Source organism: Veillonella sp. (assembly GCF_018381775.1).
Classification (GTDB): Bacteria; Bacillota; Negativicutes; order Veillonellales; family Veillonellaceae; genus Veillonella.
In genome coordinates, this window is the sequence record NZ_JAGZRH010000012.1 from 1 (window position 1) to 24,756 (window position 24,756).

General features: G+C 40.1%; 23 protein-coding genes and 8 tRNA genes. 5 read left to right on the top strand and 26 right to left on the bottom strand.

Annotation, left to right across the window (positions count from 1 at the left end):
* The 17 genes from KH109_RS07855 to hcp form a co-directional block, all read right to left on the bottom strand.
* Nucleotides 1-186, bottom strand: a 186-nt coding sequence (locus KH109_RS07855) for a GTP-binding protein (RefSeq protein ID WP_038113538.1), incomplete at its 3' end; no start/stop codon positions are given.
* A gap of 242 nt (nucleotides 187-428) precedes the next feature.
* Nucleotides 429-505, bottom strand: a tRNA-Met gene (locus KH109_RS07860).
* 5 nt (nucleotides 506-510) lie between these two features.
* Nucleotides 511-586, bottom strand: a tRNA-Thr gene (locus KH109_RS07865).
* A gap of 32 nt (nucleotides 587-618) precedes the next feature.
* Nucleotides 619-694 (bottom strand) — tRNA-Met (locus KH109_RS07870).
* A 5-nt stretch (nucleotides 695-699) separates the two neighbouring features.
* Nucleotides 700-784, bottom strand: a tRNA-Tyr gene (locus KH109_RS07875).
* 9 nt (nucleotides 785-793) lie between these two features.
* Nucleotides 794-869: transfer RNA gene (locus tag KH109_RS07880), tRNA-Thr, on the bottom strand.
* Nucleotides 870-1,053: 184 nt separating this feature from the next.
* Nucleotides 1,054-1,851: an undecaprenyl-diphosphate phosphatase gene (locus tag KH109_RS07885; RefSeq protein WP_295218335.1), complete on the bottom strand. Its 798-nt coding sequence runs from the start codon at nucleotides 1,849-1,851 to the stop codon at nucleotides 1,054-1,056.
* 73 nt (nucleotides 1,852-1,924) lie between these two features.
* Nucleotides 1,925-2,389 carry a BREX-3 system P-loop-containing protein BrxF gene (gene brxF, locus KH109_RS07890; RefSeq protein WP_005379848.1) on the bottom strand — a complete coding sequence of 155 codons (465 nt, stop codon included), beginning with the start codon at nucleotides 2,387-2,389 and terminating at the stop codon, nucleotides 1,925-1,927.
* Nucleotides 2,390-2,417: 28 nt separating this feature from the next.
* Nucleotides 2,418-3,833 (bottom strand): hypothetical protein, encoded by a 1,416-nt coding sequence (locus KH109_RS07895; RefSeq protein WP_105084933.1) that lies wholly within the window; start codon nucleotides 3,831-3,833, stop codon nucleotides 2,418-2,420.
* Complete coding sequence (gene hypB / locus KH109_RS07900; RefSeq protein WP_005385456.1) at nucleotides 3,830-4,483, bottom strand: hydrogenase nickel incorporation protein HypB; 654 nt, start codon at nucleotides 4,481-4,483, stop codon at nucleotides 3,830-3,832. Before hypB ends, KH109_RS07895 begins: the two co-directional genes overlap by 4 nt.
* Before the next feature lie 14 nt (nucleotides 4,484-4,497).
* Nucleotides 4,498-4,839 (bottom strand): hydrogenase maturation nickel metallochaperone HypA, encoded by a 342-nt coding sequence (gene hypA, locus KH109_RS07905; RefSeq protein WP_005385455.1) that lies wholly within the window; start codon nucleotides 4,837-4,839, stop codon nucleotides 4,498-4,500.
* Nucleotides 4,832-5,659, bottom strand: coding sequence for a bifunctional 5,10-methylenetetrahydrofolate dehydrogenase/5,10-methenyltetrahydrofolate cyclohydrolase (locus KH109_RS07910; RefSeq protein ID WP_060924355.1), 828 nt, complete (start codon nucleotides 5,657-5,659; stop codon nucleotides 4,832-4,834). The genes hypA and KH109_RS07910 overlap by 8 nt, the downstream gene beginning before the upstream one ends.
* 118 nt (nucleotides 5,660-5,777) lie before the next feature.
* A complete protein-coding gene (locus KH109_RS07915) occupies nucleotides 5,778-7,745 on the bottom strand; it encodes a penicillin-binding transpeptidase domain-containing protein (RefSeq protein WP_178886033.1) in 1,968 nt (655 codons plus the stop codon).
* Nucleotides 7,745-9,163, bottom strand: coding sequence for a CCA tRNA nucleotidyltransferase (locus KH109_RS07920; protein ID WP_058948091.1), 1,419 nt, complete (start codon nucleotides 9,161-9,163; stop codon nucleotides 7,745-7,747). The genes KH109_RS07915 and KH109_RS07920 overlap by 1 nt, the downstream gene beginning before the upstream one ends.
* Nucleotides 9,164-9,231: 68 nt before the next feature.
* Entirely contained in the window at nucleotides 9,232-10,104 is an 873-nt protein-coding gene (gene sdaAA / locus KH109_RS07925; protein WP_178886035.1) for an L-serine ammonia-lyase, iron-sulfur-dependent, subunit alpha, read from the bottom strand.
* An 11-nt stretch (nucleotides 10,105-10,115) separates the two neighbouring features.
* Entirely contained in the window at nucleotides 10,116-10,778 is a 663-nt protein-coding gene (sdaAB, locus tag KH109_RS07930) for an L-serine ammonia-lyase, iron-sulfur-dependent subunit beta (protein WP_005385446.1), read from the bottom strand.
* 294 nt (nucleotides 10,779-11,072) lie between these two features.
* A complete protein-coding gene (gene hcp / locus KH109_RS07935; protein ID WP_005377073.1) occupies nucleotides 11,073-12,638 on the bottom strand; it encodes a hydroxylamine reductase in 1,566 nt (521 codons plus the stop codon).
* 274 nt (nucleotides 12,639-12,912) lie between these two features.
* Between hcp and KH109_RS07940 the strand changes: the two genes are divergently transcribed.
* Nucleotides 12,913-13,638: a Crp/Fnr family transcriptional regulator gene (locus KH109_RS07940; protein WP_295218346.1), complete on the top strand. Its 726-nt coding sequence runs from the start codon at nucleotides 12,913-12,915 to the stop codon at nucleotides 13,636-13,638.
* A gap of 162 nt (nucleotides 13,639-13,800) precedes the next feature.
* Here KH109_RS07940 and KH109_RS07945 read toward each other — a convergent pair whose 3' ends face one another.
* The 4 genes from KH109_RS07945 to KH109_RS07960 form a co-directional block, all read right to left on the bottom strand.
* The gene (locus KH109_RS07945; RefSeq protein WP_295218348.1) at nucleotides 13,801-15,672 is read right to left on the bottom strand and encodes an LPO_1073/Vpar_1526 family protein; all 1,872 of its coding nucleotides are present in this window, start codon (nucleotides 15,670-15,672) and stop codon (nucleotides 13,801-13,803) included.
* Between the two features lie 9 nt (nucleotides 15,673-15,681).
* On the bottom strand, nucleotides 15,682-16,233 hold the full coding sequence (locus KH109_RS07950) for a TIGR01440 family protein (RefSeq protein WP_105094198.1): 552 nt from the start codon (nucleotides 16,231-16,233) through the stop codon (nucleotides 15,682-15,684).
* Nucleotides 16,234-16,503: 270 nt separating this feature from the next.
* Entirely contained in the window at nucleotides 16,504-17,064 is a 561-nt protein-coding gene (locus KH109_RS07955) for a Fe-S-containing hydro-lyase (RefSeq protein WP_005385442.1), read from the bottom strand.
* 19 nt (nucleotides 17,065-17,083) lie between these two features.
* Complete coding sequence (locus KH109_RS07960; RefSeq protein ID WP_009660830.1) at nucleotides 17,084-17,926, bottom strand: fumarate hydratase; 843 nt, start codon at nucleotides 17,924-17,926, stop codon at nucleotides 17,084-17,086.
* Nucleotides 17,927-18,668: 742 nt separating this feature from the next.
* Here KH109_RS07960 and KH109_RS07965 point away from each other — a divergent pair.
* The 4 genes from KH109_RS07965 to KH109_RS07980 all read left to right on the top strand — a co-directional run bounded on the left by KH109_RS07965 (nucleotide 18,669) and on the right by KH109_RS07980 (nucleotide 19,918).
* Nucleotides 18,669-18,744, top strand: a tRNA-Asn gene (locus KH109_RS07965).
* 4 nt (nucleotides 18,745-18,748) lie between these two features.
* Nucleotides 18,749-18,823 (top strand) — tRNA-Glu (locus KH109_RS07970).
* A 3-nt stretch (nucleotides 18,824-18,826) separates the two neighbouring features.
* Nucleotides 18,827-18,902: transfer RNA gene (locus KH109_RS07975), tRNA-Val, on the top strand.
* A 107-nt stretch (nucleotides 18,903-19,009) separates the two neighbouring features.
* Nucleotides 19,010-19,918: a hypothetical protein gene (locus tag KH109_RS07980; protein WP_295218351.1), complete on the top strand. Its 909-nt coding sequence runs from the start codon at nucleotides 19,010-19,012 to the stop codon at nucleotides 19,916-19,918.
* 70 nt (nucleotides 19,919-19,988) lie between these two features.
* Here the strand turns inward: KH109_RS07980 and KH109_RS07985 are convergent, their stop codons facing one another.
* The 5 genes from KH109_RS07985 to atpA all read right to left on the bottom strand — a co-directional run bounded on the left by KH109_RS07985 (nucleotide 19,989) and on the right by atpA (nucleotide 24,744).
* The gene (locus KH109_RS07985; RefSeq protein WP_105084941.1) at nucleotides 19,989-20,345 is read right to left on the bottom strand and encodes a hypothetical protein; all 357 of its coding nucleotides are present in this window, start codon (nucleotides 20,343-20,345) and stop codon (nucleotides 19,989-19,991) included.
* A gap of 148 nt (nucleotides 20,346-20,493) precedes the next feature.
* A complete protein-coding gene (atpC, locus tag KH109_RS07990) occupies nucleotides 20,494-20,901 on the bottom strand; it encodes an ATP synthase F1 subunit epsilon (RefSeq protein ID WP_287533466.1) in 408 nt (135 codons plus the stop codon).
* A gap of 3 nt (nucleotides 20,902-20,904) precedes the next feature.
* Nucleotides 20,905-22,329 (bottom strand): F0F1 ATP synthase subunit beta, encoded by a 1,425-nt coding sequence (gene atpD, locus KH109_RS07995; RefSeq protein ID WP_105084942.1) that lies wholly within the window; start codon nucleotides 22,327-22,329, stop codon nucleotides 20,905-20,907.
* 18 nt (nucleotides 22,330-22,347) lie between these two features.
* The gene (gene atpG, locus KH109_RS08000) at nucleotides 22,348-23,202 is read right to left on the bottom strand and encodes an ATP synthase F1 subunit gamma (protein ID WP_105094202.1); all 855 of its coding nucleotides are present in this window, start codon (nucleotides 23,200-23,202) and stop codon (nucleotides 22,348-22,350) included.
* Nucleotides 23,203-23,205: 3 nt separating this feature from the next.
* The gene (gene atpA / locus KH109_RS08005; RefSeq protein ID WP_287540116.1) at nucleotides 23,206-24,744 is read right to left on the bottom strand and encodes a F0F1 ATP synthase subunit alpha; all 1,539 of its coding nucleotides are present in this window, start codon (nucleotides 24,742-24,744) and stop codon (nucleotides 23,206-23,208) included.
* Nucleotides 24,745-24,756 lie beyond the last annotated feature (12 nt).

The window sequence follows — 24,756 nt, forward strand, 5'->3', positions numbered from 1 at the left end:
TGTGATACCGCGTTCACGTTCTTCTGGAGCTTTATCGATCATGCTGTAATCTTGGAAATCAGCTTGGCCTTTTTCAGCCAATACTTTAGTGATTGCAGCTGTCAAAGTAGTTTTACCATGGTCAACGTGACCGATTGTACCAATGTTAACATGCGGTTTCGTACGTTCAAATTTTTCTTTTGCCATTAGGATTGTATCCTCCTTCACAAAAACAAATTACATTCTAGTATTAATATAATATATTAACCCTAATTTATCAATGGAATATAAGATTCCCTTATACATTATTATACCATATATAGAAAAACTTCTAAAAATACAAATATTCTTCTAAAATAAAAAAACTGACAAATGTAATCCTTACACTCATCAGCTTCAATTTATATTTTATGGAGAAATAAAAAAATCCTCACCAATGTGAGGTTTAATGGTGGCGGCACACGGATTTGAACCGCGGACACACCGGGTATGAACCGATTGCTCTAGCCAACTGAGCTATGCCGCCATGTATGGAGCTAGTGACCGGGATTGAACCGGTGACCTTATCCTTACCAAGGATACGCTCTGCCGACTGAGCTACACCAGCACAATGAACGATCATTTCACTGTGAATTTTTGTGGTTGCGGGGACAGGACTTGAACCTGCGACCTTCGGGTTATGAGCCCGACGAGCTACCAACTGCTCCACCCCGCTATAAATGGTGGAGGGAGAAGGATTCGAACCTTCGAAGTCGAAGACGGCAGATTTACAGTCTGCTCCCTTTGGCCGCTCGGGAATCCCTCCAAAATAAAATGGAGCTGGCGATAGGAATTGAACCCACAACCTGCTGATTACAAGTCAGCTGCTCTACCAATTGAGCTACGCCAGCATCATTACGACAAGATGTATTTTATCATCCGTCCCACTAAGTGTCAAGAACTTTTTAAAAACTTTTTTGAAGTTTTTTTGTTCACTGCGGTATCCCTTAGTGCTTAATCATAATAACATGAAACGATACCCTATGCAAGTATTTTTTCTAAACTTTTTAAACTTCATTTTTTCCTCATCGGCAATCATAGATAAAGATAGATAATTGCTAATATAGCCACTATTATCCGATAGTACCCAAAGGAGGATAAAGAGGATCGATTCAAGTACCACAAAAATACTTTTACCGTAATATAACCTACTATATATGACACGAGTGTGCCAATGGCAAACATAATAATATCATTTAAGTCTAATAAATGTATTACCCGTAACAAATCATATATACAAACAATAATCATAACTGGTACAGCCATGATAAACGAAAAATCAGCAGCAGCTCTTCGAGTACAACCGATTAACATGCCCCCTGCAATGGTAGCACCAGACCGCGAAAATCCAGGCCACAAACAAAGCATTTGATAGAGTCCAATCCGGAAGCATTGGTATATAGATAAATTATTTACAGAATCAACCAGTCTTGTAGTCACTCGTCTTTTTTCTGCATAAATCATAAAAAGGGCGCCTACCAAAAGACCTATTATCACAGGAATCGGCCCAAAGAGATACCCTTTAATAATATATTGTAAAAGATACCCTGCCATCAGTACCGGTAACACGCCTGCCCCAATATGTAATAGAGATACGCCACGCGTTTTAATCCAATTTTTCCGTTTTAAAAAGCTATTAAATGTCCGTCTATAATGTGTGTATATAGCAAGAATAGCACCAATTTGAATGAACACTTCAAACACATCGGCATGGGCACCTTCAAAATTAAGCATATGCCCAATAATAATCATATGCCCTGTACTAGATACAGGAATACATTCTGTTATACCTTCTATAACACCTAAAATGAGGGCAATTACATATTGGTCCATGATATCACCTACCTTTTATATGCGGTCATACTCATGGCAATATATAATGCCCTCAGCAATCAATATAACTCTATTAATCAATAACCATAACACGATCAGGCTTAGTGATTGTCACTACCGCATGTTTTGGATCATTATTGTGTTCTAAGTACAATTGATCACCTTCGAGATGACCACGCCAACCTACAACAATCGGATATGTTTTACTAATAGTCTTTAATAGTTCAAGAGGATTTAAATTTAATATCGGTGCAAACAATACATTAATACCATCGATAAGAACAACTTCTGTATCACTGCGACTTAATGCACGACGAATTACTTCTTCTGCCAGTTGTGGTCTTTCATCACGAGGTACTAATAAAAACTCTTCTTCAATAAGTTGTTTTGCCTCTAAGTACTTCCAACCTTTTTGTTCAGATAATTCACGAATCAACAAACTTTTACCAGAACCAGGACCACCAACGATAAACAATATACGTTCATCATCACCTTGAATTTGTTCCCAACGTTCTCTTACATCTTGAACTGTAACCATATCCCTTGCCTCCTCGCTGTAACCGTTCCTACTTAACTGGACGGTCAGATAACATAACGGATTTGATATATTGGTTTTTATCATCTAGGGCAAACTGTAAATATGAGTCGCTTGCCGCTGGATTTTTATATTCATATACAGTAGATGTGCCCGCATTTGTTGTAGATTCAACAATACGAGTAGGCATACCATATACAAAGAGCAATAAGTATTTAGTATCCCCCATCGCAATACCGCGACGAGTAGGCGTGTAAATATTTAATAGAACACGATTGATGAGATTTTTTTTATCAACACTCACGCCATATTCGTTATATCCAATAAATGTGGACCCAAACAACATACCTTGATGTTTCCAATCATTATTGGGATCATTAACAAAATAATCATTTAATTTATAGCCACGCAACACAAAATCATCAGCAGTCAATTTACCTGCTTGAAAATCATATACTGGAGCTTTAGGCAATCCAAATCTTGGCCATACTTGACCACTAATCATATCAACAGCCTCTACATTGCTTTGTTTGATGGTGAAAGCAATATATTCTTTCTGTTGTCCTAGCATAGATTGTTGTTGGCTATTATTATTTGTATTCTCTATCGAGCTATTAAATTCCTTTTTTCGAGACCATGAATTTTCGGAATGACCTTCATATAGGAAGATATAACTTTCATTTTTCAAATCACGCCACATCGCAATAGGGCTACCATAGGCAAATACCAATTCCATGCGCGTGCTACCAACACCAATATCGCGTACAGTGTGGACGCCTTTTTTCGTACTATGAATATTAGTAATAGTATTCGGTTCAAAGAAATAAGTAGCACCTTGACCGCGCAATTGATTATTTACTAAACGCTCTTGAGCAGGTCCCGTATAAACGGTCACCTCCAAGTCTTTCATATAGTACGTCGTAAAGTTATCACGAACCACTGTTTTTTCTACATCTTTAGGCGCTACAAACTGATCTCCTAAGCGATACCCATCAATAGCATAATCATCTTCAGACCCTAAAGCTGGCAAATTATTAGCCGTATAAGACTTACCAATATCAGCCAAGTTATTTTGCGTTACGCTAGGCAATGGACCTTCATTTTCGCTAGCTGCTTGCCAAAACTGTATGGAATCACCAAACTCGGTAACTGCCATTTGTTCAGCTAGCCATCCTGTTTTAGTGCTTTCCTTTTTTGTCTTTGTATCGATTTTAACAGCTTTAATCGGTGCATTATCTATATACGCAACAGACTCAGCCGCATCAGTTCCCGCTGCTTCTACAGTTGTCTTATCATCCGTATGTGCAACATCATTTGCATTCTCTGTAGATTCCACCGCAGTTTGTTTCACAGTCGAAATAGCCGGTTCTGCCGCATACCCTACCGTTGTAGCAGATAGGCCAACTAAAAGTGCCGCTACGATACGGCTCTTAATAGAATGATTCATCGATTACTCTCCAATTGCGCACGCAACCATGTCAACCATGGCTCTAACCCATTATGGGCCGTGCAACTTACTTCAAAAATCTCTCCTGTTGGATTCAAATTACGTATATCTTGTATTGCCTTGTCTTTTTTAAATGGTACATAAGGCAATAAATCTATCTTATTAATGAGAATAGCCTTTGACTCTTTAAAGATTAATGGGTATTTAAGAGGCTTATCTTCACCTTCAGTAACAGATAATACAGTTACCTTCATGCTTTCACCAATCTCAAATTCTGCAGGGCATACAAGGTTACCTACATTCTCGATAATGATCATATCGAGTTCATCAAGATTTAAATCACCTAGTGCATCTTGAATCATTTGTGCATCAAGATGGCAACCTCCCACTGTATTGATTTGAATAACAGGAACGCCTAATTCATGAATCCGTTCCGCATCCTTAGCAGTAAATAAATCACCTTCAATAACAGCAAGGCGGTAATCTTTTTTCAAATCATGTAAAGTTGCCTCCAATAGAGATGTTTTACCAGCCCCTGGAGAACCTAATAGATTAAATACAAAAATATTTTTTTCCTTAAACAACTGTTGTAAGGACTCTGCAATGGCATCATTTTTTGCCAATACATTAGTTTTAACTTGAACTTGCATGCCTAACCTTTCTATCAATCGATATCCATGGAGGTCACTTGTAGTTCGCGGCCACCAATGGTTTGTACGAAATGACTGTCACAATAGGGACAGATAAACTTATAATTTTCTACAGGAAATGTTTTATCACAATCCAAGCACTTTCCTTCAATAGGAATCGTATTAATTTCTATACGCGAACCTTCTGCTGCAGTCCCCTTTGTAACGGCTTCCCAGCAAAATAGGAGAGAATCTGGCTCTACTCCACTCATAAGGCCCAAATCGAGTTGAACGGAATGAATCACAGATGCATCGTGTTGGCGCAATGTATCGAGGGCTACATCAAGTATACCTTCTGCTATAGACATCTCATGCATGGTATGCCTCATATACAGCTTCAAGCATCATAGTAGTCGTTACAGAGCCTACACCACCAGGCACTGGAGTAATTGCAGACGCAATATCTTTTACCGCTTCATAATCAACATCGCCTACCGTCTTACCTTCTAGTTCATTAATGCCTACATCGATAACAACAGCACCTGGCTTAATCATATCTGCTGTAATCATATGAGCACGACCCGCTGCAGCAATAACGATATCGCCACGTTTTACTTGTTCTGCCAAATCAGGGGTTCTGGAATGGCACATTGTAACCGTACCATGTGCACCAAGTGTCATAAGAGCTACCGGCTTACCAATCACTTGGCTACGACCGATTACTACCACATGTTTACCCTCTACAGGAATATCATAGTGGTTTAAAATCGCCATGCACGCCTTGGCAGTACAAGGGGCAAAGCCACCTTTACCGGCAGTTACAAGACCAATATTATACGTAGTTAGACCATCGATATCTTTTTTAGGATCTAGCATATCGATAAGAGCCTCTGTATCAATGTGTTTAGGCATCGGCATTAACGGTAAAATCCCATGAACAGCCGCATCATTATTTAATTCTTGCAATGCTGTAACTACTTCATCCTGTGTAGCCGTTTCAGGTAATTGTTTTAACACAAAGCCATAGCCAAAGTTCTTGGCTGTCTTTTCCATAAATGTAGCGTACATATGAGCACCGTGGTCTTCACCAACGAGTAATACTGCCATAGTAATTACAGAGTCGCCAACTGCTGCAACTTTTTCTTGTAAAATCGCCTTGTGAGCGTCTGCTACTGCTTTACCGCGTAATTCGATCATAAGTATCTCCATTCATTCAAACTATCTATAAAATAAGGTGCCTCCGGAGAGGCACCTAAGTCTCTTATTCTATTATATAACGAACTGTCTATAATTTCTAATTATGACCGAATTCGTTTTATCTACGGAAATGAACAGTAATTGCTGTACCAGCCTGAACAGTTGTACCGCTACTTTCATCTTGAGATGTAGCCGTACCAGTTCCATCCGGTTTAAAGGCAAGTCCCGCCTTATGTAACCAATCACGCACTTCACCATAGGTAAAACCAGTAAAGTTAGGCAATGTAACAGAACCATCACTTCCCGGTTTTGGTTCAGGTAATGTATTAGCAGCTTTAACAGCTACTGGTGTACTTTCTTTAACATACGGACTCATTTGGTAATACCGTACAAGTTGAGATACGATGTCCTTAAATACAGGGGCTACAATTTGACTACCATAATAAGAACCCTTTTGTGGGTCATCAATAACGACAAGAACTACAAATTTTGGATCCTCTACAGGGCCAAAGCCAATAAAGGACGCAATGTATTGTCCGTCGAGATAACCGCCATGTTTGGTATCTAGTTTTTGCGCCGTACCAGTTTTACCGCCGAAGTGATAACCTTCTACCATCGCTTTTGTACCGCCACCTTCGGATACTTCTTTTTCTAGAATATCTACAATGGTTTTAGCGGTTTCCGCCGGAACTGGTTGTCCCACAACAGATGTTTCAGTCGTACTTGTAACATCGCCTTGAGAGTTACTATAAGACTTGATGATATGTGGTTTCATCATAGCCCCACCATTAGAAAGTGCACCAAAGGCGCGAACCATTTGTAATGGTGTAACCGCAATACCTTGACCGATGGACATAGTCGCAACGTCTAGCTTACTCATATCCTCTGGATTATACAAAATACCTGCTCCTTCACCAGGCAATTCAATACCTGTTTCAGAGCCAAAGCCATAATCACGTATATATTTCGAGAGAATATCTGCACCTGTTAATGTACCAATTTCAGCCATACCAGTATTAATAGAGTACTTCAAAATATCTAGCAAACGAACAGGACCATATCCCTCACCATTCCAGTTTCTAATGATATGTCCATTGGCAGCGAAGGCCCCTTTATCGTTATACACAGTGTCTAACTTCCATTTGCCTGCTGCAAGAGCTGCAGATGCAATGATAGGTTTGAATGTAGAACCTGGTTCATATAAATTGGTAACCGCAATATTTTTGAAAGCCTCTTCACCACTTTGGTTGTAGTTATTAGGATCATAACTTGGACGATTGGCCATCGCTAATATTTCACCGGTCTTTGGATCCATAACGATAACGCTGGCATGCTTAGCTCCTGTATCAACCATCGCCTTATCAAGAGCGCGTTCTGCAATAAATTGAATTGTTGCATCGATGGTTAAGGTTACGCTTTTACCCTTATCTGGTAAAAATTTAGATAGTACGGAACCAAAGATGGCATTCCCTTTATTATCAGTAGCTACAATTTCTTGTTGTACGCCCCCCTTTAATTCGTCATCGAGAACCATTTCTAGACCATCAAGCCCTTTATCATCAGTGCCGACAAAGCCTAATACTTGTGCCGCTAAGACACCATTTGGATAATAGCGCTTAGATTCTTCAACGAAATTAAGGCCTGCAATATTATTATCCTTAATAACTTGTTGTACCGCTTTTGATTTGTCTGCATCCATCATACGATTCAACCAGACAAAGGCGGTATCCTCTTGCAAAGCTTTTACAATATTCTCTTTTGACATCGTTACATACGGTGAGATGAGCTCCGCAATCTCTTGAGGAGACTGTTTAATCATCTTCGGATCCGCATATAAAGATTTTGTAACTACACTCATCGCCAATGGCTTGCCATTACGGTCATAGATTGTACCCCGCGGCGATTGTAATTTTCTATCTACTTGAACTTGTAATAAGTTTTTCTTCTCTAGGTCAAAGGTATCAAAGACCTGTAACTGTGCTAAACGACCGATAAGGACGAAAGCAACGGTCATGAGTATGGCAAGGCACCACGTAGTGCGACTCCAATCACTCATGCGTAATAACGCTTTATTTAATAACTTCATCATTTCTCCACTGGACGGCGTAACTTATGGTCTAATGCATCATATAGCGCATCTGGTTCATTGGTAATCACTCCATTTTGTACCTGACCTAATAAATACTGCAATCCTTCCCCCACTTTATTCCCTGCAAGCTTAATAACACGTTCATCATAATTTAAATCCTTTGTATGGATAGGCATCTCTAGGCTCAGATCTGCCATACATTCACCAAAGGCTAAGGTTCCATCAGTCGATGCATAAGGCTTCCCACAGCCTAACACATCAGCAGCACAAACCTTAGATAATTGCTCCCATGCAGTTCGCATAATTTGACTATCTCGAAACTCACCGCTGCGAGCCTCTTTACGGATCCACTTTTTCTCATTAGCTTCCCCATTTTGTACAAAATAGTGAAAGCGCATATGATTTTTTACAATCCACGCTACACGGCGCACAAAGGCTTTTGGATAGCCCAAACGGGTAAGCAACGTCTCAGTCATCTCAGCACCTAATGTATCATGGCCACGATCCGTCAAACGCCCGTTAATAACAGCCCGTACCGCCGGCATCCCCTTCGCCACATCGTGCAACAGGGCACCCCAACGTAATATTAAATCTGGTTCTGTATGAGATACAACGGCTAATGTATGATACCAACCATCAAATTCGTGAAAGTCTTTTTCTTGTGGTAAATTCACAAGATGGTATAGCTCTGGTAAAATAGGCACTTCACGAGCGACGCCATTTTCTACAACGCGACAAGAGCACTCGGCCAAGCGAGATTGTACTAATACATCAAGGCCCTTAGCCACAGCGGGCTCTAACATGAGTCGGTCCAGTTCACTACGGACTCTCTCGAGAGATAACCCAGGCACACGATGAAATGCCTTTGGCATAGCTTCTAATAAATCTTCGGTAGGTAAGAAATCTAGCTTTGCCACAAAGCGGCATGCTCTAAATAATCGCAATGCGTCTTCTTCGAAGCGTTGCTGTGCATTCCCAATGGTTCGCAATGTCTTATGCTTGATATCTCGGCGTCCCCCTACTAGGTCTATGACCTCACCAAAACGATTCATAGCCATGCCATTGACCGTAAAGTCACGACGCAACACGTCTTCCTCTAAGGTATCGGCATAAGCGATTTCTTCTGGTCGATGACTATCCGCTCCATATCGTTCAGTGCGATACGTTGCAATTTCATATTGCTTTCCTTCTAGTGTAGCTACTACTACGCCAAAGGATTTTCCTACTAAGTCTGTCGTTTGAATATCTTGACCGCGTAGGACTTCAATTACCGTATTAGGACGTGCAGACGTCACAATATCAAAGTCATGAGGCTTTTGATGCATCAAAATATCACGCACTGCTCCGCCAATGATATAGGCTTCATAACCTGCTTCTTCCAATACAGTCAATATTCGATTGGCTTGTTCCATCATGCACACTCCTTTCTGAACTAGTCTAACCTTTATTTTACTACAAATGAAAGCATGAAAAAAGTGCAATCCTATAAGGATTGCACTCGTTCTGCAATAGCTGTACCCGTCGGTGTTACCGCAAGGCCGCCATCACTTGTTTCACGCAATGCTGCTGGCATAGCGCGACCGATATTATTCATTGCTTCAATAACTTCATCTGGTGGAATTTGACTTTCAATATTCATCAAAGCCAATTCAGATGCAGTAATGGCATGAACTGCATAGAAACCATTACGTTTAACGCACGGTACCTCTACAAGTCCTGCTACTGGATCACAGGCAAGGCCCAATAAGTTTTTCATACACAATGCGATAGCATGGCCTACTTGACGAGGCGTACCACCCATCATTTCTACAATGGCACCGGCAGCCATACAAGCGGCCGTACCAATTTCTGCTTGGCAACCGCCAACGGCACCGGCCACACAAGCGCGATTCGCTACGACATTGCCAATGCCAGAGGCAGCCAAGAAGCCCTTTACCATAGTTGCTCTATCTAGCTTGTAATGGTCCGCCACTGCTTTCACCGCACCAGGCATAACACCACAAGATCCAGCCGTAGGGCACGCAACGATGCGGAACATTTTTGCATTCGCCTCGTTTACAGCAATAGCATAGGTCATCGCCTTGTACGCAATATCACTCATAAATCTTGGTGCTTGGCCATTAAGCTGTGCCGCCTGACCACCGGACATACCAGACGCTGTTTTTTCTGCATAGTCTATACCATCTTGAATAGAACCTTCAAAGATGTCTAAACGATGCTCTATTTCACGAATAACCGCTTCTTCACTGCGGTCATAATTCTCTAATTCATAACGCAGTACTACATCGCCAAAGGAAATGTTATTTTCCTCAGCTAGGCGAATAATATCTGCAATTGTATCGTATGCATAACTCATCATTCGCCCTCCTATAACGCTTCAAAGGTCATGACATCTTGAATGCCTGGACACTCGCGCATAAACTGAACGGTAATTGGATTTACCACCGTATCGGTAGTAATGACCATCACTGCATCCTTGTGCTTACCCTTCCGAAACACGCGCATGGTAGCGATATTAATATCGGACTCACTCAATGCTTGGCTCACCAAAGAGATAGCGCCAGGTCTATCTTCATGGAATACAACAAGTGTAAACTCATCGCCAGTAATAGACATATCATTGCCATCTACTTCGGTAATCATAATTTGACCGCCCCCAAGAGATCGACCAATCACAGTCATATGACGATTATGTTCATCGTACATATCAAAACGAACTACATTAGGATGACCTACATCAAGAGGAGATTCGATAAAGTTATACTCCATGCCCTCTTTTTCAGCTAATTTATGAGCAACACGAATATTCGTATCATCCTCTTTAAAACCTAATAATCCCCCAATCAAGGCACGATCTGTACCATGGCCTTTATAGGTCTTAGCAAAAGAGCCATATAAGGTTAAATCTACCTTTTTAGGTGTGGAACGGAAAATGCACCGCGCCATCTTACCTAGCCGCGCAGCACCAGCTGTATGCGAACTAGACGGGCCAATCATAACAGGCCCTATAATATCAAAAATACTATTCATACACGCCTCTATATACACATAAATAATGTGAGAAAATCTTACTTTACCTATAGTATAACAATCGATATTGATTAATGTCTATATGCACATTAGCAGTATTTTTGTACACATACGGAGGACTAAGTTGTAGATACGAAACTGGGCCCCATCAATATACAGCCACTAACAGATAACTTTCACAAAATAGTAAAAAACGCACCTTAGGCGAACCTAAGGTGCGTTATTTATAACAACAGTCCTAAATCATAAAAGAGAGGGGAAGTAGGACTGTAGTTAATAAGTTAATGGATCCTATTAGCCCAAGATAGCTTTCATGTCAGCTTCTGGAGTTGTAATTGGATGTAATTGGAATTTTTCTACCAAAATGTTCAATACATTGCTGGAGAAGAATTTAGGCAAGGAAGGTCCGATGTAGATGTTGCGGATACCCAATGCCAACAATGTTAACAAGATACATACTGCTTTTTGTTCGTACCAGGACAATACCAATGTTAATGGCAAGTCGTTTACGTCACATTCAAATGCACCAGCCAAAGCTACTGCTACTTGAATAGCGGAGTAAGCATCGTTACATTGACCCATATCAAGGATACGAGGGATACCACCGATTTCACCGATGTTAAGGTCGTTGAAGCGGAATTTACCACAAGCCAATGTCAATACTACAGTATCATCTGGAGTTTGTTTTACGAATTCTGTGTAGTAGTTACGGCCTACTTTAGCACCGTCACAACCACCAACTAAGAAGAAGTGTTTGATTGCGCCAGCTTTTACAGCGTCGATTACTTTATCAGCAATACCCAATACTGTACCGTGACCGAAACCAGTAGTTACTTCGTGACCACCGTTGATGCCAGTGAATTCTTGAGCTTCTTTGTAGCCGCCCAATTCGATTGCACGTTCAATAACAGCGGAGAAGTCTTTAGTGCCATCAGCTTTTTCTTCTACGTGTGCACAGCCGTCGAAACCTACCATATCTGTAGTGAAGATATTAGCTCTGTAGTTTTCTTTTGGTGGCATAATGCAGTTTGTAGTGAACAAGAATGCGCCAGGAACGTCAACGAATTCTTTTTGTTGGTTTTGCCATGCAGTACCGAAGTTACCTTTCAATTGAGGATGTTTTTTCAATTCAGGGTAAGCGTGGCAAGGTAACATTTCACCATGAGTATAGATGTTTACACCTTTACCATCAGTTTGTTCCAACAATTGATTCAAGTCGTGAAGGTCATGACCAGTTACAACGATGAAAGGACCTGGTTCTACAGTCAAAGGTACTGTAGTTGGTACTGGAGTACCATATGTTTCAGTGTTAGCTTTATCAAGAATAGCCATGCATTTCAAGTTGATTTGACCGAATTCCATCAACAAGTTCAACCATTCTTCAGCACTGTGGTCTTTAGCGAATTCTACCATGCCTTTGATGAACCAAGCATCAACTTCAGGATCATGGAAACCAAGGCGTGCAGCATGCCATGCATAAGCAGCCATACCACGCATACCTAACAATAATGTAGAACGAAGGGATACGATATCTTCTTCACCTTTCCACAATTGTTCCCAATCGAAGTTTTGAGCTGCGCTATCGATTTTTGCATGATAAGCGTTTACTTCGTCGATGAATTCTTGAACGCGGTCTTCAGAGAAGTTTACGTTTGTTACACACATGAACAAACCACGCATTAAATAGTCAACGCCTTCTTTAGTTTGGCCTTTTACGTCTAAAGCGCGTGCTAAACCAACTAAAGCAGCAGTTAATTCGTCTTGTAAGTTAGCAACTGGTGCAGTTTTACCACATACACCTTGTACAGTACAGCCGCCTGGTGCTGCAGATTGTTCGCATTGATAACAGAACATACTCATTTAAAAATCCTCCTTTGCGAGACTTCCTCGCATTCAAGCTAGATAATATAAAACCTATACATTACACTGATGAATTATCAGGTGTCTGATTGATTACATTTGAAAGTATAACGTAAAGATGATACAATTTCTGTAGCTTGAGCAACAAATAAAAAACTTTTTCAAAATTTTTACCTGGCTCCCCTTTCGGAACAGGTAGGTCATTTGACCTTATACTATTATTATACAATAATCAATTTAATTTACTATAGACTTCGTCACATCGGAGGCGACCATGAAGCAAATACTTTCAAATGACATTATCAACCAATATCTACCTACCCTAATTAAATGCCCTTTATTTAATAAGTTGGGCGAACCTGAACTACGCAGTTATTTACATAATGCGAAAGTTATTGTGCATAGCTATAAGAAAAATGATTTTATTGCCCTCTCTGGGGATCCGATGGAAGGCATTGGGGTCATTCTCGAAGGCAGTGCGTTACTGACACGTGAAAATGTTATGGGCCAACGCGTTATTATGGCTAACCTTGAACAATCTGATATTTTTGGTGAAGCATTACTATTTAGTAAACAACCATTATGGCCTGCTACGATTAAAGCTACAAAGGTTAGTAAAATTATGTTCATTCCTCTTGAAACATTTATTGATACATTGCCTGATTGCCAACAATGCCAAACCAAAATCTTGTCCAACCTATTGGAGGATTTGTCTGAAAAAGCTATTCTCCTCACAAGAAAGGTTCATTATCTTACCTTGAAAGGTATGCGCGAGAAGATTTTCGCGTACTTAACAGACATTTATAAACGTCAGCAGTCTACAACAATCCATTTGCCACATAACCGTGAGCAAATGGCAGAAGTACTCAATGTATCTCGCACAGCACTTAGCCGCGAACTCGGGCGCCTAAGAGATGAAGGCATTATCGATATTACAGGCCGTACAGTAATACTAAAAGACGTGGAAGGAATCGAAGAATTCGGTTTTAATAGCTTCTAGCATATCTTTTAACCTATAATAAAACTAATAATATACAATAAACGTAAAAAGGTCTCCCTATATAATCTAGGGAGACCTTTTAGTATACAGTTATTATTTCTTTAGTATTAATTCTTTAGTATTAATTCTTTAGTATTAGTTCTTAGCAATTAATTTTACACATTAGAACCAATGAGATAAATCGAATTCTTCACCAATCGTAGCTTTCACATGAGCACGACCTAAATATAGGCCAAGTAATGTTAAACTGATTTTAGACATAGGCGTATGATCAAATACATCTGCTAAATCTAAGAGAACTGGAGAAATATCATCCATAATATCACGTGCTTCTTGACCTCTGAAAGCAGTCGGTTTACTCTTCATAAGAGCGATGAGATCTCGTTGTACCATAGAATCGGAAATGCGTGTTTGTCTAAAGAATCGTGGTGCTAAAGACTCATCAACCAAAGCCAATTTATATAGATTGGAGTTCAAGCTACGCACTACATAGCGCGGATCCACACCATGACCATCGGTAGCACGGAAGAGTTCCTCCTTGGAGAAACCACGATAGTTGAACACGAATGGATAAGAATTGGATAATACTTGAGCTAATGTAATCGGTTCACGTTCCTCTTGTGTACAGCGTAAATAGTCTAGCTGACGGTAGAAAGAATTGTTTTGAGGCAAATCAGAAATGAATGGCTCAATATATTTTTCTACATAATGTTGGAAGTGAATTAATCCATAGTTATTAGAGTTTCTAGAATATTGTAGCAATAGGGTCAATGCCATGACTTGGAAATGACCTAATGTCAAATGTGGCAATACACGTAACGCATCAAAGGCTACAAGGTACGGAGTGCTAGACTTAGGTGATTGCACCACATCTAAGAACGCACCTAAGGCGGCGGATTTCATCCACTCTGTATTCGTAGCAGCATAGGCCTTTTGCATACTCATCAAGGCTTCTTGAATAACAATATTATCAAGAAGTGCGTTGACTTCAGCTAACTTTGTAATATTAAGAGCTGCTAATGCATCTCTTGTAATGGATTCCACATAATGTTGTGTATCTCCATGCAACACGCCGAAGGCATGAACAAATGGCGCGATTGCCAATTCAATACATTTATCTTCATGTGCCGCTTTAGCCCATTGCCCTGTTGGTACCTCTTCTTCAACCATACTAGCGGCTGCCAATTGAGCCTCTATTTCTGAAGCATCAAACAAGCGTGTTTCATCCAATACAGATGGGCCTTCTGCTGTTTTAATCTCATCGACACCACCGATCATTTGTGTAGCCTCAATATGTTCTGCTTCATCAGCTTCAAGAGCCTCTACAGATTCGCCCATAGCAATCGTATCCTCTACAGAATTAGCGCGATTGCGAAGTTCATCTGTAACAGCATCAAGAACAATAGTCTTATCCATCAATGGAGTGGAATGATGCTCACTATTAGAGCGTTTACCATCAGAAACTGCAGGCATTATAATAGTTTCATCATTACTATGTTCTGTTGGAGCAGATTCTGTCTTCTCTAGAGAACCAGAATTTACTTGAATAGATTCATGTGAAACAGATTCATGCGGAATAGAATCAGCAGAAACAGATGTATCTTGAACAGATTCTTGTCCTTTTAAGTCAGCTTGACTTGATTTAGTCTCAGTCTCGCCTGCATGATGACCTAAGGCCAAGGAATATCCTATTTCGGAGTTTTCCACATGTAATTGATTACCATCTCGTCGGTTATAAGATGTATCTTTATGAGCTTCCACAGGTTCAGAAGCATTATACTCTTCATTATCCTCTAACACAGAGGCCGTATACACGTTGGTTCCACCTTCATGTGTAACAGTTACATCGCCTACCCTAGATTCATTAACGGACTTTTCTCTATGATGTTCACCATCAAACTTAGTAACAGATCTATCATGGTGCTCATCTTTAGCTTGGCTTTCACTATCATTACGATTAAAAACGGCGTAACAAATGGCAAAAAATCCAAGCGCTACAACAGCTAATACAAAATATGGTATTACGTTTGACATACTATCCCCCTACATCAACGCTTCATTATATGCAGCACGTTCACCACCAATGCTCTTAGGTCGAACACGACAAGCAGTTACATGAGCCTCACCAATTTCTTTAATACTGAGGCGCACGGGTACAGTAACATGTTTCATATGCATACCTATGAAAGTGTCCCCGATGTCGATACCTGCATCAGCTTTAATAAATTCAACCATCACTGGATCGTCAAAACGTTCATAGGCAGTAACAGCCATGGCTCCACCTGCATGACGTTGAGGTACTACATTAACCTCTTCCTCCCATGTTACTGCACTACGTTCCATAACAAGAGCTCGATTAATATGCTCACAGCATTGAACGGCCAAATTAAGGCCTTTAGCTTTAACAGCTTTATATATTTCATCAAATAGGATCTGAGCCACATCAATGTGGGAATCAGTGCCAATTTTCTTACCCATAACTTCGCTAGTGGAACAACCCACCACGAATAATTGACCTTCTCGAACCTTTGCCAAATCTAGCAATTCAGCCATCGCTGTACGCACTGACTGACGAATAGTTTCTACAGAAGTCATGATATCGCCTCACTCACTTTGAATGTATAAATCTATATGTATATTATCACAAAATGGACAGAATCGGTAGACTTTACTCTACTAAACAAAAGTGAATCTAACATAATAATATATAAACTATAAAAGTAATTTCATATATTACTATCATACTAATAAACAATGTAATGATCATTAAATATATACATACATGTACAGTGATAATTATTGAACCTCTATAGATAAAAAAGAGGCTTGCATTAGCAAGCCTCTTTCAATCACTCAACGGTGATATTAGATTTTTCTATAAGGTTTTTGGCCTTGTTCGTAGAAGTTGTTACCTTCAGTATCGCCAACTACGATGCAAGGGAAATCTTCAACTGTCAATTCAGCCAAAGCTTCTGGACCAAGTTCACCATAAGCAAGTACTTCGTATTTTTTGATGGATTTTGCAATCAATGCTGCAGCGCCACCAACTGCTGCGAAGTATGTGCAACCATTTTTCTTCATGGATTCAACTACTGCTGGTTTACGGGAACCTTTACCGATCATGCCTTTAATACCTTGATCAAGCATTGTTGGTGTGTAAGCATCCATACGACCAGAAGTTGTAGGACCAGCGGAACCAATTGGGTCACCAGGTTTTGCAGGTGTTGGGCCAAGGTAGTAAACGAATTTGTTAGTCCAATCGATTGGTAATTTTTCGCCACGTGCTAAAGCTTCAGTCATAACTTTATGAGCAGCGTCACGAGCGGAGTAAATTTTGCCAGTGATAAGAACGCTATCACCAACTTTTAATTTACGGGAAAACTCTTCATTATATTCTTCAGTATTAATGCGAATTGTTTCAGCCATTGTAATTACCTCCTACCGATTAAAGTACTACGTGTTTATGACGAGCAGCATGACACATAATAGTAACAGCAACAGGAAGGCCGGCGATATGAGTTGCACCCCATTCGATGTTTACACCGATACAAGTTGTTGTGCCGCCCAATTGTGGACCGATACCAGTTTTGTTAACCATTTCCAAAATTTCTTCTTCCAATTTTGCATACTCAGGATCTTTGTGAGGAGTGCTAATATCGCGAAGCAAAGCTTTTTTGGACATAACAGCTGCTTGGTCCATAGTACCACCAATACCAACGCCAAGTACGATTGGAGGGCATGGGTTAGGGCCAGCATGTTTTACGATTTCAAGAACTGCATTTTTAACGCCTTCAACGCCATCTGCAGGTACCAACATAGCTACGTCAGATTTATTTTCAGAACCGAAGCCTTTAAGTTCTACGTTGATTTCTACTTTATCGCCAGGAACGATATCGATGTAGATGATTGCAGGTGTGTTGTTTTGAGTGTTTTTACGGTTGAACAATGGTTCTGCTACAACGGATTTACGAAGGTAACCTTCTACATAACCTTGAGCAACACCTTCATTGATAGCTTCTTTAAGATCGCCACCAACGAAATGAACATCTTGACCTACTTCTACGAATACCAATGTCATACCAGTATCTTGGCAGTATGGACGATCTTCAGCATCAGCAATTTCTGCATTTTTGATGATTTGATCGAGAACGATGCAACCAACTGGAGACTCTTCTGTTTCACGGCCTTTTTTCAAGCCTTCATAGATGTCTTTTGGCAAGTGGTAAGCTGCGTCCATACACATTTGACGGACTGTTTTTGTGATTTCAGATACTTGAATCTCGCGCAAGATAATCCCTCCTCAGGAACATAGTTGAATATTAATTCTAAATTACCGTGAGATAACTTTTAACTCTCAAGTGTATAAGACATATGTTTCTCATACACATCGAGATTAACTCTATGCATCAATCGTAACACACAACATACATGCTTTCAACGGCTTAACTATACAGTTTTCTCAATGCTTTTTCATGTTTTGAGAATTATTTTCATGAATATTACTGTATATATTTCGGTATTTCAATAGTTCTTTTTCATCATATTTTCGACTATAAAAACTATATTTCAAATGTGATAAAAGTCATAGCTAATCATAGGTTGAAAGAATTTTTATACCCTATATATTAATCCACTTTTAGAGGCCAAAATTAGGTTGAAATCACCGTATAAATGCAGAGTATATCTAAGATGATAAATACACTTTCAGACTACTTGATATTATTTTTCAAATAAAAGGTTTAAACTTTTTTGTAATGCATATGTATACCGATTATATTCAATATACTTATATTGCTAACTCTTAGTAAAATATCCCTGAAGATATCTCTATAAACACAGTATTTATCTGTGTTTATTCATTTATATAGATTATATTAATTTTAATGACTTGCTTATCAAAATTTTTAATAATTGATTTTTTGTATAACGTTATGTGTTTTAGTCATAGTTAACGTCTTTTAATTTATAGTAATTTTAAAAAAAACGCTTGCTTTTATAATTAATCTAACATATAATAACAATCGTACCATTCCTCGATAGCTCAGTTGGTAGAGCAATCGGCTGTTAACCGATCGGTCGTAGGTTCGAGTCCTACTCGAGGAGCCATTCTGGCCCGTTGGTCAAGCGGTTAAGACACCGCCCTTTCACGGCGGTATCCCGGGTTCGATTCCCGGACGGGTCACCATATGGACGATTAGCTCAGCTGGGAGAGCGCCTGCCTTACAAGCAGGATGTCGGCAGTTCGATCCTGTCATCGTCCACCAGACCTAGAAGCAAGCATAAAGCTTGCTTCTTTTTTTTGTATATGTGATATAATAATACCAGTTGTTTTGTTTGTGAATTTTAAAGAGTCTTATTTAGAGGAGGAACTATGTTTCATACATTCGGACGCTATAAACGTTCGCTACTTACAGTACTAGGTGTACTATTGGCATCTACACTCGCTACAGCAAGTGCTGCCACTATTAATATGAGCCAGTTAACATCAAATACCGCTCAACCAGTAGTCATTAACTCTATGCCATCCAATGTAGATACGACTACCCCTACATTACAAGCTGATAATAATGGTCAACCTATTTTGAAGATTGCAAATACACCTGTTTCAACTCCAATTGTTGGAACACCTGAAAAAGCGACTATCAATACTTCTAATTCTAATTATGATGGTCACTTAGATAATTTCCCTAGTCGCAAAGTTACAATTGTTGTACCTGCAAAATTGCGCAACGAAAACACAGCCCAATTAGGTCGTTACATGACAGACCGTCTATCTAATACGCTTAAGTATCCATACTATGATACAGCAATCGTAAGTACTAATACGCCAACAGCTGAAATTAGAGCTGTTGACCTTGCACAAATTGCAGCTGCACAAAATTCTGAAATCGTTATTATGCCTGTACCATTACAAGACGTATATGTACAAATCAATGGTGTTAATAGCCCATATACATATAATAATGATGATCGTGAAATGTACATCGCCGCAAAGGTAAATGCACTTTTATATTATTACGATGTGAATGATCAAGTAATTCACACTGTACGCAGTGGATTCAATCAAACTGATGATTCCTTAACAATGCCAACACATAAGGCTGTATGGAACAAAGTTATGACTGTATTACTTGATAAATTACCATACAAACGTATTCCAACAGACCGCGACCGCTATCAAGCGCCTGGCATCAACTCTGAATCTCCAGTTGTACTTGACTTCCAAGTAGAACAACCTAGAAATACTGCTTACTCCTTAAAAGGTGTTAGCGTATTATAAGAGACACTAAAAAGACCGTTAAGCAATTGCTTAACGGTCTTTTTGTATTCACCTATTAACGATACATAACTTAGTGAATCAAGCCGATTAATCTAAGTTGATGCTCTGTAAAACCAGCATTTCTTAAAAGTGCAGTAAATGAACTACGGAAGGAATCAGATAAATCGCTTACGTAATAAATTGAATCATCATCTTTTGCACTTGCTGTACTTGTATTAGTAGTCGCAGCATATTTAGCATTATCAGCTTCATTTTGTTTAACCATGTTAGCTCTAAAAGCATCATTTGTAGGAGTTTCTACTGGTGGACGAACCGAGTCAGTATATTTATAACCATAAGATGCGTCTACATGTGTTCCTAGTGTAGATGCACCAAAACAGCATGCTAATACAGCAAAAGCAATGAAAGATTTTTTTGATACGTTCATTAGAAAACCTCCAAATTAACACAATAAGTCATTAAATTTAAATGACAAATTTTAGTATAAGTAGATGACCTTAATGTTAGATGAGTGTTTCCTATAAACAAAATGAAATTCTATAGAAAAAGGCTAGCCCTATGGCTAGCCTTTTTCTTTATAGTTGTTTAGTTACATGCAAGCGCAATAATGCACGTTGCAATGCTGCTTCTGCACGTTCTACATCGATATCTGGTGTAGGATTGGATAACCGACCTTCTGCACGCTCTTTAGCTCGACGAGCACGTTCCACATCAATGGATGATGGATCTTGGCAATCTGGGGTTACAATACTCACCTTATTATGTTCAATTTCACAGAAGCCACCAAATACGGCAAGTTCACGAGATGTTCCATCTGGTTGGTCTATGCGTAATGGCGCTAAATCTAATGCGATAATCATAGGTGCATGATTTGGCAAAATACCAAATTGACCATCGATAGCTTTACCTACAAAGAATGTAGACTTGCCTTCAAAGACAATTGCATCAGGTGTGATTATTTGTAGGGTCATAGGTTCCGCCATGGATTATTCCCCCTTCTCTTGCATTTCCTTTGCTTTTTGAACGGCTTCATCGATGGTACCAACCATGTAGAATGCACCTTCAGGTAAATCATCATGTTTACCATCAAGGATTTCTCTAAAGCCTCTCAATGTTTCGGACAATGGTACGTATTTACCAGGAGAACCAGTAAATACTTCAGCTACGAAGAACGGTTGACTCAAGAAACGTTGAATCTTACGAGCACGAGATACAGTCAATTTATCTTCGTCAGACAATTCTTCCATACCAAGGATTGCGATAATATCTTGAAGATCTTTATATTTTTGCAATACTTCTTGCACGCCACGCGCTACTTCATAGTGTTCTTCACCAAGTACATGTGGGTCCAAAATACGGCTTGTAGAATCTAACGGATCCACCGCTGGATAGATACCAAGTTCCGCAATGGAACGAGACAATACTGTTGTCGCATCCAAGTGAGCGAATGTTGCCGCTGGAGCAGGGTCAGTTAAGTCATCGGCAGGTACGTATACAGCTTGTACTGAAGTAATAGAACCTTCTTTAGTAGATGTAATACGTTCTTGTAATGCCCCTACGTCATTAGCCAATGTAGGTTGGTAACCTACGGCAGATGGCATACGGCCTAAGAGGGCAGATACTTCAGAGCCCGCTTGGATAAAGCGGAAGATGTTATCGATAAACAAGAGCACGTCTTGTTTCTTCACATCACGGAAATATTCAGCCATTGTAAGGCCTGTAAGACCTACGCGCATACGTGCCCCAGGTGGCTCATTCATTTGGCCATATACAAGAGCTGTTTTGTTGATAACGCCGGACTCTTTCATTTCGTTCCACAAGTCGTTACCTTCACGAGTACGTTCGCCTACACCGGAGAATACGGAGTAACCACCGTGCTCTGTGGCAACATTGTGAATCAATTCCATAATTAATACGGTTTTACCTACACCGGCACCACCGAAGAGGCCGATTTTACCACCTTTTACATATGGAGCGATAAGGTCAACGACCTTAATACCTGTTTCCAAGATTTTAGTATCTGGAGAAAGGTCATCAAATTTAGGTGCTGGACGGTGAATAGGCCATTTTTCATCAGCTACAACTGGAGCTGGATCATGGTCTACAGTTTCACCCAATACGTTAAAGATACGACCCAACACGCCTTCGCCTACAGGAACCGCAATTGCAGCACCAGTATCTTCGGCATCCATATTACGGGTCATACCGTCAGTAGAGCTCATCGCAACACAACGTACAGTATCGTCGCCTAAGTGTTGCATAACCTCTACTACAATTTTTTGTCTATCATGTGCCTTATGATCATGGTAGATGTTGATGGCGTTGTAGATGCTTGGCAAATGACCAGCATCGAAGCGCACGTCTACAACTGGGCCAATGACCTGCACAACTTTACCAATATTATTACTCATCGACAAATGTCTCCTTATTTATTGCAAGGCATTAGCGCCACCAACGATTTCAGAAATTTCGTTTGTAATGCTAGATTGACGTAACTTGTTATATTCAAGCCCCAAGGAATCAATGAGTTCCCCTGCATTGTCTGTAGCAGATGTCATGGCTGTCATGCGAGCACCAAGTTCACTTGCTGCAGATTGCAACAATCCATTATAAACAGTAATTTCTAAATATTTTGGTAGCAACGCCTCCAAGACAGATACAGCGGAAGGCATAAAGTCATATTCTTCCCCTTTTACCTCATCTTGTGGTTGCTCTATTGGCAACAAGCGCTCAGCCTGTGCAATTTGCGTCATAGAATTTACAAAACGTGTATAGATCATGATGACTTCGTCAACTTCATGACGTTCGTATAGTGAAAGTGCTTCATGCATAATGGCACGCGCATGTTCATAGGAAGGTTTATCAGAGAAGCCTGCATAGGACTTATCGATATGAATTCCTCTAGATTTCATGCTGTCTCTAGGCTTTTTACCTGCCGTGATAACACGGTATGTATCGGAAGATTTACCATGCAATTGTTCCATAGCAAACTTCAACACATTAGACGAGAATGCCCCTGCAAGGCCCTTATCGGCACCTATTACGATATAGCATGTGCGTTTTATAGGGCGTACCTCTAACAAAGGACTGCTAAAGCCTTCTAAATCACTATTAGACATATGACGCAAGATTTGCCCAATCTTCTCTGCGTAAGGACGAGTACCTTCCGCTTTTGTTTGCGCCTTACGAAGACGAGCAGAGGCTACCATCTTCATCGCTTTTGTAATTTGTTGCGTATTGGTAACACTTTTTATGCGTTTTCGCAAATCTTGTGCACTAGCCATACATTACGCCTCCTTATGAGACACTAATGTATGTGTAGAACCAAATGCTTCTACACATTCTGGGATTGCTTGTTTCAATAGATTTTCAGTATCTTCGTCAATTTTCTTAGACGTTTCAATATTTGTGATGATTTCAGGATAGTTAGCTTTTATATAACGTAAAAGTTCAGCTTCAAATGCTAAAATATCATCCACTTGAATACTTGCTAAATACCCTTTTGTACCAGCGTAAAGATTAATAACCATTTCTGCTACGCTCATAGGTTCATATTGACCTTGTTTTAACATTTCAGTCAAACGTTCACCACGGTCTAATTGTGCTTTAGTAGCCGCATCAAGATCGGAACCGAACTGAGCGAACGCAGCTAACTCACGATATTGAGCAAGGTCCAAACGCAATTGGCCTGCTACTTGTTTCATCGCTTTAGTTTGCGCACTACCACCTACACGGGATACGGACAAACCTACATCAACCGCTGGGCGGACGCCAGAGTAGAACATATCTGTACCCAAGAAAATTTGACCATCAGTAATGGAAATTACGTTTGTTGGGATGTATGCAGATACGTCACCTGCTTGTGTTTCAATGATTGGCAACGCAGTAATGGAACCACCACCAAGTTCTGGTGAAAGTTTCGCAGCACGTTCTAATAGACGGCTGTGTAAGTAGAATACGTCGCCTGGATACGCTTCACGCCCTGGTGGACGGCGTAATAATAAAGACATAGCACGGTAAGCAGCTGCTTGCTTAGTTAAATCATCATATACACAAAGTACATGTTTGCCTTTGTACATGAAGTATTCACCCATAGCAACACCTGCATACGGAGCGATGTATTGTAGTGGAGCCCCTGTAGAAGCACTAGCAGAAACGACGATTGTATACTCCAACGCACCTGTTTCTTCCAATTTTTGTACTACACGAGCTACGGTAGATTCTTTTTGACCAATTGCTACATAGATACAAATTACATCTTTACCTTTTTGATTGATAATTGTATCAAGAGCAATTGCAGTTTTACCTGTACCACGGTCACCAATGATAAGCTCACGTTGGCCACGGCCAATTGGCACCATCGCATCGATAGCTTTCAAACCTGTTTGCAATGGTTCGTTTACAGATTGACGATCCGCAATACCAGGCGCTGGATGTTCTACAGGACGACGTTCAGTCGCTTGAATAGCACCCTTGCCATCGATAGGCTGCCCCAATGGATTTACTACACGACCAATAAGAGCATCACCTACTGGTACGTCCATAATTTTGCCAGTACGTCGTACTTCATCGCCTTCTTTAATCAAGAAGTCGTCACCTAATAGTACGGCACCAACATTATCTAATTCTAAGTTCAAAACCAAGCCATATACGCCGTGTGGTAACTCTAATAACTCACCAGCCATGGCTCTTTCAAGACCATAAATATGGGCGATGCCATCCCCTACGTCAAGAACAGTACCCACGTCATCGACATTGAGGTCAACATCATAGTCCTGAATCTGCTGTTTAATTATAGCAGTGATTTCTTCAGGCTTCATTTTCATATATACCCATTC